This is a genomic window from Kitasatospora indigofera (genome assembly GCF_014655955.1).
Lineage (GTDB): Bacteria > Actinomycetota > Actinomycetes > Streptomycetales > Streptomycetaceae > Kitasatospora > Kitasatospora indigofera.
The window spans coordinates 14,802-31,767 of sequence record NZ_BNBO01000066.1; the positions used below are offsets into that span (position 1 = coordinate 14,802).

At 73.6% G+C, this 16,966-nt stretch carries 13 protein-coding genes; 7 read left to right on the forward strand and 6 right to left on the reverse strand.

Going from position 1 to position 16,966, the window contains the following annotated elements; translation table 11 throughout:
• Positions 1-14: 14 nt before the first annotated feature.
• Together npdG and IE329_RS34770 are read left to right on the forward strand one after the other, a co-directional pair.
• Complete coding sequence (npdG, locus tag IE329_RS34765) at positions 15-707, forward strand: NADPH-dependent F420 reductase (protein ID WP_190215022.1); 693 nt, start codon at positions 15-17, stop codon at positions 705-707.
• A 290-nt stretch (positions 708-997) separates the two neighbouring features.
• Positions 998-1,192, forward strand: a complete 195-nt coding sequence (locus IE329_RS34770; protein ID WP_190215023.1) for a hypothetical protein — start codon at positions 998-1,000, stop codon at positions 1,190-1,192.
• Between the two features lie 99 nt (positions 1,193-1,291).
• Here the strand turns inward: IE329_RS34770 and IE329_RS34775 are convergent, their stop codons facing one another.
• Positions 1,292-2,107, reverse strand: coding sequence for a site-2 protease family protein (locus tag IE329_RS34775; protein WP_190215024.1), 816 nt, complete (start codon positions 2,105-2,107; stop codon positions 1,292-1,294).
• A 237-nt stretch (positions 2,108-2,344) separates the two neighbouring features.
• On the opposite strand from IE329_RS34775, the gene IE329_RS34780 reads away from it, so the two are divergent.
• Positions 2,345-5,875 carry an AfsR/SARP family transcriptional regulator gene (locus tag IE329_RS34780; RefSeq protein ID WP_229928004.1) on the forward strand — a complete coding sequence of 1,177 codons (3,531 nt, stop codon included), beginning with the start codon at positions 2,345-2,347 and terminating at the stop codon, positions 5,873-5,875.
• Positions 5,876-5,921: 46 nt separating this feature from the next.
• Here IE329_RS34780 and IE329_RS34785 read toward each other — a convergent pair whose 3' ends face one another.
• The 3 genes from IE329_RS34785 to panB form a co-directional block, all read right to left on the reverse strand.
• Complete coding sequence (locus tag IE329_RS34785) at positions 5,922-6,752, reverse strand: ABC transporter permease (RefSeq protein ID WP_190215026.1); 831 nt, start codon at positions 6,750-6,752, stop codon at positions 5,922-5,924.
• Entirely contained in the window at positions 6,749-7,771 is a 1,023-nt protein-coding gene (locus tag IE329_RS34790; protein ID WP_190215027.1) for an ATP-binding cassette domain-containing protein, read from the reverse strand. Before IE329_RS34790 ends, IE329_RS34785 begins: the two co-directional genes overlap by 4 nt.
• A 248-nt stretch (positions 7,772-8,019) precedes the next feature.
• Positions 8,020-8,889: a 3-methyl-2-oxobutanoate hydroxymethyltransferase gene (gene panB / locus IE329_RS34795; RefSeq protein ID WP_190215028.1), complete on the reverse strand. Its 870-nt coding sequence runs from the start codon at positions 8,887-8,889 to the stop codon at positions 8,020-8,022.
• Positions 8,890-9,243: 354 nt separating this feature from the next.
• On the opposite strand from panB, the gene IE329_RS34800 reads away from it, so the two are divergent.
• From IE329_RS34800 to IE329_RS34810, 3 genes are all read left to right on the forward strand, one after another.
• Positions 9,244-10,842, forward strand: coding sequence for an MFS transporter (locus IE329_RS34800; protein WP_190215029.1), 1,599 nt, complete (start codon positions 9,244-9,246; stop codon positions 10,840-10,842).
• A 271-nt stretch (positions 10,843-11,113) separates the two neighbouring features.
• On the forward strand, positions 11,114-11,782 hold the full coding sequence (locus IE329_RS34805) for a TetR/AcrR family transcriptional regulator (RefSeq protein ID WP_190215030.1): 669 nt from the start codon (positions 11,114-11,116) through the stop codon (positions 11,780-11,782).
• Between the two features lie 169 nt (positions 11,783-11,951).
• Positions 11,952-13,007 (forward strand): endonuclease/exonuclease/phosphatase family protein, encoded by a 1,056-nt coding sequence (locus IE329_RS34810; RefSeq protein WP_190215031.1) that lies wholly within the window; start codon positions 11,952-11,954, stop codon positions 13,005-13,007.
• A gap of 24 nt (positions 13,008-13,031) precedes the next feature.
• Here the strand turns inward: IE329_RS34810 and IE329_RS34815 are convergent, their stop codons facing one another.
• Complete coding sequence (locus IE329_RS34815) at positions 13,032-14,783, reverse strand: NAD+ synthase (protein ID WP_190215032.1); 1,752 nt, start codon at positions 14,781-14,783, stop codon at positions 13,032-13,034.
• A 197-nt stretch (positions 14,784-14,980) separates the two neighbouring features.
• On the opposite strand from IE329_RS34815, the gene glnA reads away from it, so the two are divergent.
• Positions 14,981-16,342 (forward strand): type I glutamate--ammonia ligase, encoded by a 1,362-nt coding sequence (gene glnA, locus IE329_RS34820; protein WP_073923191.1) that lies wholly within the window; start codon positions 14,981-14,983, stop codon positions 16,340-16,342.
• A 179-nt stretch (positions 16,343-16,521) separates the two neighbouring features.
• Here the strand turns inward: glnA and IE329_RS34825 are convergent, their stop codons facing one another.
• On the reverse strand, positions 16,522-16,836 hold the full coding sequence (locus IE329_RS34825) for a hypothetical protein (RefSeq protein WP_190215033.1): 315 nt from the start codon (positions 16,834-16,836) through the stop codon (positions 16,522-16,524).
• Between the last annotated feature and the right edge of the window lie 130 nt (positions 16,837-16,966).

The window sequence follows — 16,966 nt, forward strand, 5'->3', positions numbered from 1 at the left end:
GCAGGATCATCGGCATGACATCCCTCGATTCAGTGACCAACCCGGCCCACGACCTGCCCGACGTCTCGCGGCTCGTGGTAGGCGTCCTGGGCGGCACCGGCGACCAGGGCCGGGGCCTGGCGTACCGGCTGGCCAAGGCCGGCCAGCAGGTGATCATCGGCTCCCGCACGGCGGAGCGGGCGGAGGCCTCGGCCGCCGAGCTGGGTCTCGGGGTGAGGGGAGCCGACAACGCCACCACCGCGCGCGAGAGCGACATCGTGATCGTCGCGGTGCCCTGGGACGGCCACGCCGCCACCCTGTCGGCGCTGCGCGAGGAGCTCGCGGGCAAGATCGTGGTGGACTGCGTCAACCCGCTGGGCTTCGACAAGCAGGGCGCGTACGCCCTGAAGCCCGAGGAGGGCAGCGCCGCCCAGCAGGCCGCCGCCCTGCTGCCGGACTCGCGGGTCACCGCGGCCTTCCACCACCTCTCGGCGGTGCTGCTGCAGGACGAGTCGGTCGCGGAGATCGACACCGATGTGATGGTGCTCGGCGAGGAGCGCGCGGCGACCGACATCGTGCAGGCGCTGGCGGGGCGGATCCCCGGCATGCGCGGCATCTTCGCCGGCCGGCTGCGCAACGCCCACCAGGTGGAGTCGCTGGTGGCGAACCTGATCTCGGCCAACCGCCGCTACAAGGCCCACGCGGGGCTGCGGATCACCGACGTCTGACCGGCCGGCGGGGCCGTACACGGCCGTAGGTGCTGTACCCGGCCGCAGCTGCTGTACGCGGCCGCGTGCCGTACCCCGGCCGTCCCGTACCGCATCCGGGTCGCCGGCCGTCCCGTACCCCGGCCGTCCCGTACCCCGGCCGTCCCGTACCCCGGCCGTCCCGTCCCGCATCCGGGTCGCCGGCCGTCCCGCGCCCCGGCCGCGCCGTGCCGAAGGCCCCCTCGACCGCGTCGCGGGGGCCTTCGGTGACAATGGGAGCCGACCGTACCCGGCTTTAGGAGCCCCCCGCCATGCCCCGCACCGCCCTCTACGCCTCGATCGTCCTCATCCTCGCGGTGGCCGCCGCGGTGGTGTCCTTCGTGCAGGGCAACTGGCTGGGCGTGGTCTGGGTGCTGCTGGCGGGCGTGTCGAGCAACATCGCCTGGTTCCACGTCCGCAAGGAGCGGCTGGCGAAGGCCGCCGAGGCGGCCGGCCCGGCGGCCTGAGCCGCCCCGGCCTCCGGCCCGGTGGGCCGCCCCGGCCCCGGCCTCCGGCCCGGAGGCGGTCCGGGCCGGTGACCCGGCGCTCCCCGGCCCCGACCAGGCTCAGTGGTTCCAGAACCGGAACAGGTAGTCGCCGATCCAGATCACCCCGCGGTCCACGCCGAACAGCTCGGTGATCCCGTAGACCACGTCGAAGAAGAGCCGGTTCACCTGCGGCTGCCACAGCAGCGCGAACACCGCGAGCATCCCGTACATCGCGAACGGCTCGACCGCGCGCCGGACCTTCGGCGACAGCCACGGCTCGACGATCCCGTAGCCGTCCAGGCCCGGGACCGGCAGCAGGTTCAGCAGCGCGGCGCTGACCTGGAACATCGCCAGGTAGGCCAGCGCGGCCGGCAGCGGCGACAGGTCCAGCGTGCGGCCGCCGATCTCGATCAGCCGGTCGGGGTCGTCGAACCAGCCGGCGCCCACCGCCGTCAGCAGGACGCCCGCGAACAGCACGTTCACCAGCGGCCCGGCGGCCGAGATCAGGCTGTGCTTCAGCCGCCCCTGGATCCGGTGCCGCTCGATGTAGACCGCGCCACCGGGCAGGCCGATGCCGCCCAGGATCACGAACACCACCGGCAGCACGAAGCTGAACAGCACGTTGGTGTACTTCAGCGGGTTGAGCGTGAGGTAGCCCTTGGCGCCGATGCTGATGTCGCCGCCGTGCAGCGCCGTCCGCGCGTGCCCGTACTCGTGCAGGCACAGCGACACCATCCAGCCCGCCACCACGAACAGGAACACCCCGAAGCCGGAGTTCCCGTAGCCGGACCAGACGGCCCAGCCGGAGGTGCCGAGGACCGCCAGCAGCACCCAGAACACCGGGCTGATCCGGCGGTCCTCGCTGCGCGAGCGCCGTGCTTCGGCAAAGGTCATGATGCTCAGGCTCCGGGAGGTCGGGGGTACGGACGGCACGGGGGCGGACGTCCGGCGGGGCCGGTGCCCGCGCCGGGCAGGGAACCGATCATGCCGGGCGCCCCCGGCCCGGACAAGCCGCCCCGGGTGAACGTACGGGACGGCGTCGCGGGTTCCTGGCCGCCGGGCGGCCGACCGGAACCCGTACCACCGGATATATGTGCGCCCGGGGCGCCGGGCGTCGACCAGAATGGGCGGGTGCACTACGGCATCCTCGGCACCACCACGGCCCACCACGACGACGGTACGGCGATCCCGCTCGGCGGGGCCCGGCTGCGCGCGCTCCTCGCCGCACTGGCCCTGCGGCAGGGCCGGCCGGTCCCCGCGGACCTGCTGGCCGAGGAGGTCTGGGGCGCCGACCCGCCGCAGGACACCGCCGCGGCGCTGCAGACCCTGGTCGGGCGGCTGCGGCGGACGGTCGGCCGGGACGAGATCGGCTCCGGCCCCGCCGGGTACTGGCTGACCGGCCCGGACACCGACCTCGCCGAGTTCCAGCGGCTGTCGGCGGAGGGCCGCCGGGCCCTGGAGACGGCGGACCACGCCGTCGCCGCCGAGCGGCTGCGCGAGGCGCTCGCCCTCTGGCGCGGCGCGGCCCTCGCCGACCTGCCCGACCTGGGCGGCCCGGCCATCCGGCTGGAGGCCCAGCGGGAGGAGACCCGCCGGCACCGGATCAGCGCCGATCTGGCCCTGGGCCGGGCCGCCGAGCTGACCGCCGAACTGGCCGGACTGGCCGAGCAGCACCCGCTGGACGAGCAGGTCCAGTACCTGCTGATCCGGGCGCTGCACGAGAGCGGCCGCAGCTCCGAGGCGCTCCGCCAGTACGAGCGGGTGCGGCGCGCGCTGGCCGACGAGCTGGGGACGGACCCCGGCCGACGGCTGCGCGATCTGCACGGCGAGCTGCTCCGCCCGGCGGAGCCCGCCGCGGAGCCGGGCGGTGGCCCCGGCCGCCCGCACCCGGCGCTGGACGGCGACCCGCGGGCCTCGTCCGTCTCGCCCGCCCCGGCCTCCTCCACCCCGGCCTCCTCCGCCTCCGCCGCCGCTTCGGCGACGAGCACGCCGCCGGCCGCCCACCGGCCGCCCGGACAGGCCGCCCACCCGTCGCCCGAGCCGCCGGCCCCGGCCGCCCGCACCAGCGGCAACCTGCGGGCCAGGCTCACCAGCTTCGTCGGCCGGGAGAGCGATCTGGCCGCCGTCAGGGCCGCCCTGACGGCGGGCCGGCTCACCACCCTCACCGGCCCCGGCGGCTCCGGCAAGACCCGCCTCTCGGTCGAGGCCGGCCGCGCCGAACAGGCCGCCGGGCACTGGCCGGACGGCGTCTGGCTGGCCGAACTCGCCCCGCTGGAGAGCCCGGAGGCCGTCCCCGGCGCGGTGCTCTCGGCGCTCGGCCTGCGCGAGACGGTGCTGCACACCGGCAACAAGGTCGTCGAGGTGATCGAGAACCGCACCGACGACCCGGTCCGCCGGATCGTCGAGTACTGCGGCCGGCGCCGGATGCTGATCGTCCTGGACAACTGCGAGCACCTGATCCAGGCCGCCGCCGACCTCGCCGACCGGCTGCTGGCGGAGTGCCCGGGCCTGACCGTGCTGGCCACCAGCCGCGAGCCGCTCGGCGTCCCCGGCGAGACCATGCTGCCGGTCGAACCGCTGCCCGACCCGGTCGCGCTGCGGCTGCTCGCCGAGCGCGCCGCCGCCGCCCGGCCCGGCTTCGACCCCGGCAGCGACCCGGAGGCCTGTGCGGAGATCTGCCGCCGGCTGGACGGCCTGCCGCTCGCCATCGAACTCGCGGCCGCCCGGCTGCGGGTGATGACCCCGCGTCAGATCGCCGACCGGCTGGACGGCCGCTTCGCCCTGCTCACCGCCGGCAGCCGCACCCTGCTGCCCCGTCAGCAGACCCTGCGCGCCGTGGTCGACTGGAGCTGGGACCTGCTCGGCAAACGCGAGCGGGCGGTGCTGCGCCGGCTGTCCGCCTTCGCCGGCGGCTGGACGCTGGAGGACGCCGAGGCGGTCTGCTCCGACGAGGCCGAGGTGCCCCGCGAGGAGGTCGCCGACCTGCTGCTCTCGCTGGTCGACAAGTCGCTGGTGGTGGCCGGCCTGGACGCCGAGGGCCCGCCCCGCTACTGGATGCTGGAGACCATCCACGAGTACGCGGCCGAACGCCTGGCCCAGACCCCCGGGGACGACGTCCAGCTGCGCCACCTGCGGCACTACCGGGACGTGCTGCGCACCACCGAGCCGGACCGGTACGGGCCGCGCCAGCTGGGCCTGATCGCCCTGCTGGAGCGGGAGAAGGACAACGTCCGGGTGGCGCTGCGCCGGGCCGTCGACCGCGGCGAGGAGCAGGACGCGCTGGTCATCGCGCTGGGCATGAGCTGGTTCTGGACCCTGCGCGGGTACAACGCCGAGGCGCACTCCTGGTACGACGCGGTGGCGCAGCTCGGCCCCGACCCGTTCGCCGACGACGCGCCGCCGGCCGAACCGCTCGCCGCGGACATCCTGCACTGCCCGCTGCCGATGACGCCGGACGTCCTGGCCGAGGCCCGCCGGCAGCTCCGGCTGTCCCGTCTGGTGAGCCAGTTCGAGGGCGACATGGAGGTGATGGGCAGCGCCGAGGCCGCCGACCTGGCCCGCCGGATCATCCGGACGTACACCCCCGACCTGCCGCAGTCGTACAAGTTCCCGGCGCTGATGCGGGTCTTCGCGGCCTTCCTCGCGGGCAAGCTGGACCAGATGCGGGAGATGCTCGACGACGCGGTGGCGGGCTGCCGGGTGCACGGCAGCGACAGCGACCTGGCCTTCATCCTGCAGATCCGGGCGAAGATGATGAACGACTGGCCGGGCGGCCTGGAGGCCGGCATCCGGGACGGCGACGAGTCGCTGGCCCTGTTCACCCGGGCCGGTGACCGCTGGGGGATGTCGCAGGCGCTGGCGGCCCGGGCCGAGTCGCTGACCACGGCGGGGGAGACGCGGCAGGCCGTCGTCGCCTACCGGCAGGCCATCGAGCTGACCCAGGAGGTGGGGGCCCCGCAGGAGGTGCCGATGCTGATGGTGCAGCTCGGCAACGCCCTGATGGGCAGCGATACCGCGGAGGGGGAGCGGATCGTCCGGGAGGCCCTGGAGCAGGTCGGGGACGGGGCCCACGGCAGCAACGGCGCGGTGCTCTTCGGGCGGCTGGTCCTCACCGGCCTGCACACCCTGCGCGAGGAGTTCGACGAGGCCCTGCGGGAGCTGGACGCCCTGGAGCAGGCCCAGGGCGAGTACGGCCCGTTGGTGCCCGGCCTGGTGCCCTCGCTGCTGTCCTGCATCCGGGGCTGGGTGACCGCCCGGGCCGGGGAGCCCGAGCGCGGCCTGCTCCTGCTGGTCGGCGGCTGGTCGCTGCTGCGCGGGATGAAGAGCGAGGCGGGGGCCTTCGCCGAGCAGATGACGGTGCTGCTGGTGCCCGCCGCCGCGGGCGTGCTGCGGGTCTTCGCCGAGCGTGACCAGGACCTCGACTGCGCCCGGCTGGCCGCCCGGCTGATCGGCTCGCACGCCGGGCTGAACGGCCCCAAGGGGGGCTTCCTCGACCAGGTGGAGGTGCGGACGGCTGACCGGAGCCTGCGGCAGCTGCTGGGCGACGACGGCTACGAGGCCGCGATCGCCCAAGGCGGTGGCCTCTCCCTGGGAGGGACCACCGCCGTGCTGGACTCGCTCGGCGACTGGGCGCGGGAGCGGGGGCTGGAGCTGGAGCCGTGAGGCCCCGCGGGGCCCCGGGCCGCCCGGGTGCCGGGCCGGGACGCGGTCAGGTCCGCTTGCGGAACCGGGCCACGGCCAGCGGCGCGAAGATCGCCGTGACGCCGACCGACCAGCCGACCACGATCAGCACCGAGTGTGTCAGCGGGCCGCCGTTGAGCAGGTTGCGGCAGGCGTCGGCGAGTGCGGACAACGGGTTGTAGTCGGTGAAGGACTGCAGCCAGCCGGGCATCGAGTCGGTCGGCGCGAAGATCGAGCTGCCGAACTGCAGCGGCATGATCACCAGCATCGCGACCCCCTGGACGGCCTGGGCGCTGCGCAGCGCCATCCCCAGCAGCATCGAGATCCACACCATCGACATGCCGAACAGCAGCGACAGGCCGACGGCCGCCAGCAGCTCCAGCGGGCCGGTCTTCACCTCGAAGCCGAGGATCAGCGCGAAGACGATCAGGATGGTGAAGGAGAGCAGCGCCCGGCAGGTCTCCGCCACGATCTTGGAGACCAGGACGGCCGAGCGGCCGATCGGCAGGGTCCGGAACCGGTCCATCACGCCGGTCTGGAAGTCGCTGTTGAGGCCGGTGCCCACGGCCATCGCCAGGGTGATGCCGGTCTGGCCGAGCAGGCCGGGGATCATGTACTGCTTGTAGGAGTCCTGGTCGCCGGAGATCGCGCCGCCGAAGACGTAGACGAACAGCACGGTGAAGATGATCGGCATCAGCACGGCGTCGAACATCGACTCCGGGTCCGCCTTGATCCGCATCAGGTTGCGGCGGGTCAGGGCGCCGATGTGGCGGAAGGTCGAGCGCAGGCCGATGCGCTGGTCGGCGCCGCCGGCGACCGCCGGGCGGACCGGGGCCGGGGTGAGGGTCGCGGTGCTCATGCGACGGGCTCCTTCGCGAGGGTCGGGACGGCGTCGGCCGGGGCGGGCTTGCCGGTGATGGTCAGGAAGACCTCGTCCAGGCTCGGCACCTTGGTGTCGATCCCGGCGATGCCGAAGCCGCGGGTGCCCAGCACGCCGACCACGGCGGTCAGTTCGTCCTCGCCGGAGATCGGCACCGAGAGCAGTTCGGTGTCGGTGGAGAAGGTGGCGGTGGTGATGCCGTTCTCCCGCAGGCAGCGGGCCATCTCGGGCAGCTCGGCCGGCCGGGTGGGGCGGACCTGCAAGGTCCGGCCGCCGACCTGGGCCTTGAGCTCGGCGACCCCGCCGGAGGCGATCACCTTGCCGCGGTCGATGACGGTCAGCTCGCTGGCGAGCTGCTCCGCCTCCTCCATGTACTGGGTGGTGAGCAGGACGGTCGCGCCCTCCGAGACCATCCGCTGCACCTCGTCCCAGACCTCGTTGCGGGTGCGCGGGTCGAGACCGGTGGTGGGCTCGTCCAGGTAGAGGATCTTGGGCCGGCCCATCATGCTGGCGGCGAGGTCGAGCCGGCGGCGCATGCCGCCGGAGTAGGTCTTGGCGGTGCGCTTGGCGGCCTCGGTCAGCGAGAAGCGCTCCAGCAGCTCGGTGGCCCGGGCCCGGGCGTCCTTGCGGGAGAGGTCGAGCAGCCGGCCGATCAGGTAGAGGTTCTCGTAGCCGGAGAGCATCTCGTCCACGGAGGCGTACTGGCCGGTGAGGCCGATGGTGCGGCGCAGTTGCTTGGGCTGGCGCACGACGTCGTAGCCGTCGACGAAGGCGGTGCCGGCGTCCGGCTTGATCAGCGTGGACAGGACGCGGACCAGGGTGGTCTTGCCGGCGCCGTTGGGGCCGAGGACACCCAGGACGGTGCCCTGGCGGACGGTGAGGTCGACGCCGTCCAGGGCCTTGGTCTGGCCGTAGTGCTTGACGATGCCGCGGACCTCGACGGCGTTGCCCGCGGTGGCGGGGGCCCGGTCGTTCCGGGGGGAGGCGATTCGTGTCATGCCCCGAGACTGCCCGGTCCCGCTGTCAGCGCGCTGTCAGCCGGCCGCCGTCGCCGTCAGACCGCTGTCATCGGCCGCCGGGGGCGCTGCCGGATCGCTGCCGGATCGCCGTCGGCCCACTGCCGGCCCGCTGCCGGCCCCGGCGCGGGCGGGCGGGACGCGCCGGCGGCCGGGACGCGAGGAGGGAGGCGGCCGGTCCGGTCCGGTCCCGCCACCTCCCTCCGGGGAGCGCCGTCACCCGGCCGCCGTCACTTGAAGGTGTGCTCCGGCGCGGGGAAGCTGCCGGCCGAGACCTCGGCGGCGAACTCGCGGGCGGCGTCGCCGAGCACGGCCCGCAGGTTGGCGTACTGCTTGACGAACTTCGGCACCCGGCCCGCCGTCATGCCGGCCATGTCCGTCCAGACCAGCACCTGGGCGTCGGTGTCCACGCCCGCGCCGATGCCGACGGTGGCGATCGCCAGCTCCTCGGTGACCTGCCTGGCGAGGTCGGCCGGGACCGCCTCCAGGACGACGGCGAAGGCGCCGGCCTGCTGCACGGCCTTGGCGTCGCGCAGCAGTTGGTGCGCCGCCTCGTCGCCGCGCCCCTGCACGGGGTAGCCGCCGAAGGCGTGCACCGACTGCGGGGTGAGGCCGATGTGCGCCATCACCGGGATGCCGGCCTCGACCAGCAGCTCGATCGAGCGGGCGCTGCGCTCGCCGCCCTCCAGCTTGACGGCGCCGACGCCGGCCTCCTTCATCAGCCGGGCGGCGTTGTGCATGGCCTGCGCGGGGGACTCCTGGTAGGAGCCGAACGGCATGTCGGCGACGACCATGGCGCGCTTGGTGCCCCGGACGACGGCGGCGGAGAGCATCACCATCTGATCCATGGTCACCGGCACGGTGGTCTCGTAGCCGAGGTGGCAGTTGCCGGCGGAGTCGCCGACCAGCAGCACCGGGATGCCGGCCTCGTCGAAGACGCCGCCGGTCAGCGCGTCGTACGCGGTGAGCATGGACCACTTCTCGCCGCGCTGCTTGGCGGCGGCGAGGTCGCGGACGGTGACGCGGCGGTTGGTGACGCCCCCGTAGAGGGTGGCGGTGGACGCCTGGGTCGGGGCAGGCGTGGGCGAAGAAGCGTTCATCGAACAGGCTCCTGGAAGGGTTGTCGTCTCGTGGCGCCGTACGGCGTCCCCGGATCCCCTCCATGCTTGCACGGCTCGACGCGAGCGCAAAGAGGCGTGCGTCCCGTGGTGTGCGATCTCCGGCACACCGGGCCCGGTCCGGTGCGCGGACACCGGCCCCGGGTATGCCGCGGCCCGGCCCGACGGGTGTCCCGGGCCCGGTGCGCGGCCGGCCGCCGAGCGGATGTTTGCCATGACTTTACGATACGGACTCGTCTCGTATCGAAACGGGCGCTACGCTGTCCGAGGGGGTTGCGAGACGTCGTCGTCTCGTAAAGTCCCGCCAGTGTCGTACACGTAGGGACGGGAAGACCAATGACCACCGCAACCGCGCCACCCCGAGTGCCGGAAGCCATCCACCGCCGCCGCTGGGCGATCCTGGGCACCCTCGTGCTCGCCCTGCTCGTCGTGGTGCTCGACAACTCGATCCTCAACGTGGCGATGAAGACCATCGCCACCCCCGCTCCGACCGGCCTCGGCGCCAGCCAGAGCGACCTGGAGTGGTCGATCAACTCCTACACCCTGGTCTTCGCGGGCCTGCTGTTCACCGCCGGCCTGCTCGGCGACCGCTTCGGCCGCAAGAAGTCGCTGCTCGCCGGCATGGTGGTGTTCGGCATCGGCTCGCTGTTGTCCGCGCTCGCCTCCTCGCCCGGTGAGCTCATCGCCTACCGCGCCGTGATGGGCTTCGGCGGCGCCTTCGTGATGCCGGCCACCCTGGCCATCATCATGAACGTCTTCGAGCGCTCCGAGCAGCCCAAGGCGATCGGCATCTGGGCCGGCGCGGTCGGCCTGGCCATCGCGATCGGCCCGATCACCGGCGGCCTGCTGATCGAGCACTTCTGGTGGGGCTCGGTCTTCCTGATCAACGTCCCGATCGTGCTGGTCGCCCTGGTGGCGATGACGCTGCTCGTCCCCGACTCCAAGGACCCGAGGCCCGGCCGGCTCGACCCGGTGGGCGTGCTGCTCTCCATCGTCGGCCTGGTCGCGCTGATCTACGGCATCATCAAGGGCGGCGAACTGGCGGACTTCACCGCCTCCGCTGCCTGGGTGCCGCTGCTGGTCGGCCTGCTCGCGCTGGCCGCCTTCGTCCTGTACGAGAAGCGCACCGACCACCCCGCGCTGGACATCGGCTGGTTCCGCAACAAGGTGTTCAGCGCCTCCGTCACGGTCATCGGGCTGGTCTTCTTCGCGCTGATGGGCGTCTCCTTCTTCGGCGTCTTCTACATCCAGAGCGTGCGCGGCTACAGCGCCCTGATGGCCGGCGTGCTGATGCTGCCGCTGGCCGTCGCCCAGCTGCTGTTCGCCCCGCGGGCCCGCCTGGTGGTCGACCGCTTCGGCGTCCGGGCCACCTGTGCGGCCGGCATGGCGCTGATCACCGCCGCCTTCGTCGGCTACCTGGCGCTCGACGCCGGCACGCCGATCTGGGTGCTGGTGGCCATCGGCTTCGTGATGGGCACGGGCATGGCGCACGTGATGCCGCCGGTCACCGTGGCGATCATGTCCTCGCTCCCGCGGGAGAAGGCCGGCGCCGGTTCCGCCCTGAACAACACCTTCCGCCAGGTCGGCGGCTCGCTCGGGGTCGCGGTGCTCGGCGCGGTACTCTCCACCGTCTACCGGACCGGCATATCGGACCGGCTGGACCAGCTGCCGGCCGGCCTGCGGGACAAGGCCGGCGAGTCGCTGGAGGCCACCTTCGCGGTGGCGGGCAAGCTCGGCCCCGACGGCGCCGGACTGATCGAGCCCGCCAAGGACTCCTTCATCCACGCCATGCACGTGGTCGCCGGGCTGTCGGCCGGCGTCACCGCGGCCGGCGTCCTGCTGGCCTGGTTCCTGCTGCCGGCCAAGGTGCCCGGCGGCCCGGCCGCCGCGCCGCAGCCGGTCCGCCCGCTCGCCCCCGAGTCGGCCGACGCCTGACCGGCCCGGCAGGCCGCCGCCGGCGGCGGCCTGCCGGAGCTTTAGCCGGTAGGTGGAGAATGGCCCTGTCCCCCCGGCGGGGGACAGGGCCCGCATCCGGTGCGGGCCGCGGCCACCGGAGGCCCGGCACCCCGGGCCCGGCCGGGGCGCCGTCCCGGCCGGCCGGGACGGACCCGCCGTACCGGCACCGGGGTCCGCCGGCACCGGGCGTACCGGGCGGCCCGGCGCACACCGGGGGCCGCCGTGCACCGAGGAAGAAGGAAGAGCGGGGATGGAGACGGACACCAGGGCGGCCACGGCGGAGCACGACTGCGCCTACTCCCCGGGGGAGTCCTGCGACGCGCCGCGCCGGGGCCGCCCGCGCAGCGAGGCCGCCGAGCAGGCCATCTTCGCCGCGGTCGAGAAGCTGATGGAGGGCGGGGCGAGCCTGTCCCAGCTGTCCGTCGAGGGCATCGCGGCCGCCGCCGGGGTCGGCAAGGCCACCATCTACCGGCGCTGGCCCAACAAGGAGGCGCTGCTGGTCGACGTGGTCGCCCGGCTGGAGGCGCCGGAGCCCCAGCTGACCGGCGGCAGTGTCCGCGCCGACCTGGTCGAGATGATCGACTACATGCGCCGGCGCGGGCTGGCCAAGCGCTCCCGCTGGGTGCTCAAGGCCGCACTGGGCCAGATGAGCAGCTGGCCGGAGCTGCACGCCGCGTACAAGAAGCGGGTGCTGCAGCCCCGCCGCGAGCTGCTCCGGTCGATCATCCGCCGGGGGGTGCTGCAGGGCGAACTGCGCGCCGACCTGGACGAGGACCTGCTCGCCGAGATCCTGCTCGGCCCGATCCTGGTGCGCACCGTGCTCTGGGACGACTCCGACCTCAGCGACCCCCGGCTGGCCGAGACCATGGTCGACGTGCTGCTGGCGGGGGTCGCCGCCCCGGGGCCCGCCGCGGCGTAGCCTGCGGCAGTGGCCAGTCTCACGAAACCGTGCCGCGCCGGAACCCCGGCGCGGCACCCTCGCGTCTGACCCGTCATAGGCTGAGCCGAGAATCCGACAAAAACGGCATCGGCCCGCACGGCGACCGGCAGCACGGCCGGTACCGCGACGAACGAACGAGGGGCCAGGCATGGCGCAGGCGGACAGGGCAGCGGCACCGGCGGACGGCGCCGTGGGGCGGGGCGCCGACGCGTCGGGCGGTGGCGCGGGCCTCCGGCGCGGCCGTGGCTGGAGCCTCGGCCGGGACGACCGGGGCCGCTCCGGCTGGCGGCGCGGCTGGATCCTGGCGCTGCTCGCCGTGCTCACCGCGGCCCTGCTGGCCTTCCACTCCGAGGTGCCCAACAGCGTCGGCAACCTCGGCAGCCTGCTGGAGACCTTCCTGCCGTGGGCCGGGCTGGCCGTCCCGGTGCTGCTGCTGCTCGCGCTGTGGCGGCGCTCGGCGTCGGCGCTGGTCGCGCTGCTGCTGCCGACCGTGGTCTGGCTGAACCTGTTCGGCGGCCTGCTCACCGACAAGGGCAGCGGCAAGGGCGACTTCACCGTCCTCACCCACAACGTGGCGGCCGCCAACGCCGACGTGTCCGGCACGGTGAAGCTGCTGAACGACTCCGGCGCGCAGATCGTCGCCCTGCAGGAGCTGGCCGGCAAGCCGCTGCGCAGCTACGAGACCGGGCTGGCCGGGACGTACCCCTTCCACGTGGTGCAGAACACCGTCGGGCTCTGGTCGAAGTTCCCGATCAGCGGGGTCGCCGTGGTGGACATCAGGATGGGCTGGACCAGGGCCTTCCGCGCCCAGGTGACCACCCCGCAGGGCCCGGTCGCGGTGTACGTGGCGCACCTGCCCTCCGTACGGGTGAAATCCGAGGGCGGGTTCACGGCCGAGCGCCGGGACGTCAGCGCGCAGGCGCTCGGTGACGCGGTGCAGGCCGAGCCGCTGAAGAAGGTGCTGCTGCTGGGCGACCTCAACGGCACCATGAACGACCGGAGCCTGGCTCCCGTGACCTCGCAGATGCGCTCCGCGCAGGGCGCGGCCGGCGACGGGTTCGGCTTCAGCTGGCCGGCCTCGCTGCCGATGGCCCGGATCGACCAGATCCTGAGCAAGGGCGGCCTGAAGCCCACCGACTCCTGGGTGCTGGGCGCGGACGGCAGTGACCACCGCGCCGTCGCGGCCGCCTACCGCTACCAGTAGGCGGCCCGGCGCCGGGCCGGCGGCTCAGCCCCGGCGCCAGCCGTTGGTGATCGGCAGCCGGCGGTCGCGGCCGAAGCCCTTGCGGGAGATCCTCGGGCCCGGCGGGTACTGCCGGCGCTTGAACTCGGCGGTGTCCACCAGCCGCACCACCCGGTCCACCACGGCGGGGTCGAAGCCGGCCGCCACGATCGCGTCCCGGCCCTGGTCGTCCTCGATGTAGGCGTCCAGCACGGTGTCCAGCAGGTCGTAGTCCGGCAGCGAGTCGGTGTCGACCTGGTCGGGCCGCAGCTCGGCGGACGGCGGCTTGTCGAGGGTGTTCTCCGGGATCGGCGGCACCTCGCCGCGCTCCTCGGCCACCTCGTTGCGCCAGCGGGCGAGGCGCAGGACCAGCGACTTGTAGACGTCCTTGATGGGCCCGTACGCACCCACCGAGTCGCCGTAGAGGGTGGAGTAGCCGACCGCCAGCTCGCTCTTGTTGCCCGGCGCGAGCACGATGTGCCCCTCCTGATTGGAGATCGCCATCAGCAGCGTGCCGCGCAGCCGGGACTGCAGGTTCTCCTCGGCCAGGCCGGTCAGCCCGAGCGCGCCCATGTAGGCGTCGAACATCGGGGCGATCGGCACGGTGCGGAAGTGCAGCCCGGTACGGCGGGCCAGTTCGGCGGCGTCGTCGCGGGAGTGCTGCGAGGAGTACCGGCTGGGCATCGAGACGCAGTGGACGTTCGCGGCGCCGATCGCGTCCACCGCTATCGCGGCCACCAGCGCCGAGTCGATGCCGCCGGAGAGGCCGATCAGCACCGAGCCGAAGCCGTTCTTGCGGACGTAGGCGCGGGTCCCCTCGACCAGCGCGGCGTAGACCTCGGCCTCGTCCGTCAGCGGTTCGGCGATCTGCGGCGCGAGCGGCTCGGCCGGGCGGCCGTTCGTCCCGCCGCCCAGTTCGGTGCGGACCAGCTGCAGGCCGCCGCCGAGCACCAGGCCGTCGGTGCGGTCGGAGGCCGCCGGCAGGTCCAGGTCGGCCAGCAGCAGCGCCTCCTCGAACTGCGGCGCCCTGGCCAGCACCTCGCCCTCGGCCGAGACCACGATCGACTGCCCGTCGAAGACCAGTTCGTCCTGCCCGCCGACCAGGTTGACGTACGCGAGCGGGCAGCCCGCCTCGGCGGCCCGGCGTCGCACCAGGTCCAGCCGGACCTCGCCCCGGCCGCGCTCGTACGGCGAGCCGTTGATCACCAGGAGCAGCCCGGCGCCCGCCTCGCCGGTCGCGGCGACCCGTCCGCCGTCCTGCCAGATGTCCTGGCAGATCGCCAGCGCCACGTCCACGCCGTGCAGGCTGACCACCGGCAGCTGGTTGCCGGGGGAGAACCAGCGGTACTCGTCGAAGACGCCGTGGTTGGGCAGGTAGTGCTTGGCGAAGCGGCTGACCACGCGGCCGTGGTGCAGCACCGCGGCGCAGTTCTGCGGCGATCCGGCCGGGCGGTCGGTCGCGTGGTACGCGCTCCCGGACCGCCCCAGGTAGCCGACCACCACGGGCACCCCGCCGAGCCCCTCCCGCTCCAGCCGCGCGGCCAGGTCCACCAGGGCGGCCCGCGAGGCCTCCACGAAGGACCCGCGCAGCGCGAGGTCCTCGACCGGGTACCCGGTGAGGGCCATCTCGGGGAGGGCGACCAGGTGGGCGCCGGCCTCGGCGGCCCGCCGGGTCCAGCGCACCACCGCTTCGGCGTTGCCCGCGAGGTCACCGACGGCGGGGTCGGTCTGGCACAGGGCGAGACGTAGACGAGGCATGGCCCGAGTGTAATCGTCTATCTGACGCTATGTCTCGGGCGGGTGCTTTCCGGCCGGTGCCGCCCGGCGCGCCCCGGTGATGGCAGCACCCGACCAGGTGTCGGATTTCCGGTGGTGATCCGCCATGATGGGGGCAGCCGCTTTCGAGCCGCTTCCGGCGTAACACGAACGTAAAGAGCAGAGGTGAGACTGTCCCCATGGGCAAGCAGCAGGAGTTCGTGCTTCGTACGCTCGAAGAGCGTGACATCCGTTTTGTCCGGCTGTGGTTCACCGACGTGCTCGGGTTCCTGAAGTCGGTCGCCGTGGCTCCCGCGGAGCTGGAACAGGCCTTCGAGGAGGGCATCGGTTTCGACGGCTCGGCGATCGAGGGCTTCGCCCGGGTCTACGAGTCCGACATGATCGCGAAGCCGGACCCGACCACCTTCCAGATCCTGCCCTGGCGCTCCGAGACCCCGGGCACCGCCCGGATGTTCTGCGACATCATGATGCCGGACGGCTCGCCCTCCTACGCGGACCCGCGGTTCGTGCTGAAGCGCACCCTGGAGAAGGCCTCCAGCCTCGGCTTCACCTTCTACACCCACCCCGAGATCGAGTTCTTCCTGCTGAAGAACCTCCCGGGCGACGGCACCGCGCCGATCCCGGCCGACCAGTCCGGCTACTTCGACCACACCCCGCGCGGCGTCGGCCACGACTTCCGCCGCCAGGCCATCACCATGCTGGAGTCGATGGGCATCTCGGTGGAGTTCTCCCACCACGAGGGCGCCCCGGGCCAGCAGGAGATCGACCTGCGCTACGCCGACGCGCTCTCCACCGCCGACAACATCATGACCTTCCGTCTGGTCATGAAGGAGGTCGCGCTGGAGCAGGGCGTGCACGCCAGCTTCATGCCCAAGCCGTTCTCCGAGTACCCCGGCTCCGGCATGCACACCCACCTCTCGCTCTTCGAGGGCGACCGCAACGCCTTCCACGAGTCCGGCGCCGAGTACCAGCTCTCCAAGACCGGCCGCTCGTTCATCGCCGGCCTGCTGCGGCACGCGGCCGAGACGGCCGCCGTCACCAACCAGTGGGTGAACTCCTACAAGCGGATCTGGGGCGGCTCGCAGCGCACGGCCGGCGCCGGCGGCGAGGCCCCCTCGTACATCTGCTGGGGCCACAACAACCGCTCCGCGCTGATCCGGGTCCCGATGTACAAGCCCGGCAAGCAGGGCTCCACCCGGGTCGAGGTCCGCTCGCTGGACACCGGCTGCAACCCCTACCTCGCCTACGCCGTCACCCTGGCGGCCGGCCTGAAGGGCATCGAGGAGGGCTACGAGCTCCCGGCCGGCGCCGACGACGACGTGTGGGCGCTCTCGGACTCCGAGCGTCGCGCGATGGGCATCCAGCCGATGCCGCAGAACCTCGGCGAGGCGATCGACCTGATGCAGCGCAGCGAGCTGGTGGCCGAGACCCTCGGCGAGCACGTCTTCGACTTCTTCCTGCGCAACAAGCGCCAGGAGTGGGAGGAGTACCGCTCCGAGGTCACGCCGTTCGAGCTGCGCAAGAACCTCCAGGTGCTGTGACCGCAGGTCAGAACCCTTACCAGGGCGAGTGAACTCCCCGGGCCGGCGGATCCCCACCGTCGGCCCGGGGGTCTGTTCACCCGCCCTGGGCCGTTCGGGCCGTCCCCGGGCCGTCGCCCGCTCGCCCGCGGGCCGTCCCCCGCGGTAGCCGCCGCGGCCCCGTCGGCCGCCCGGCGGGTTCAGCGCGGTGGCGGTGCCGCGCCGGCCGGGCTGACCCAGACGGCGTGCAGGCGGTCGTTCATCCGGAAGGACAGGCTCAGCCGCCCGTCGCGCCGGATGGACTCGGTGACCAGGTCGAGCGCGTCGGGGCGGGTGAGGAAGTGCCGGAAGGCCTCGGCCTGCACCGCGCCCAGCGGCAGCGGCCGGAGGGACTCCCACAACGCGGCGAGCGCCTCGGACAGCTCGACGAAGGTCGACGGGCCGCTCACGTCCTCGATCTCGACCACCACGGGTCCGCCACCGGTGCCGCCCGTCGCCCTGCTCCTGCCGATCATCGGACCGCCACTCCCGTCTCGTGGCCCGGCGGGCCGCCTCGCGCCCCGCCCGGCCGGTTCCCTGCCGCCGGTGGACGGCCGCCGGGGCCGTCCGCTGCCGGGATCGCCCGCGCCGTACGCCGGCTGACGA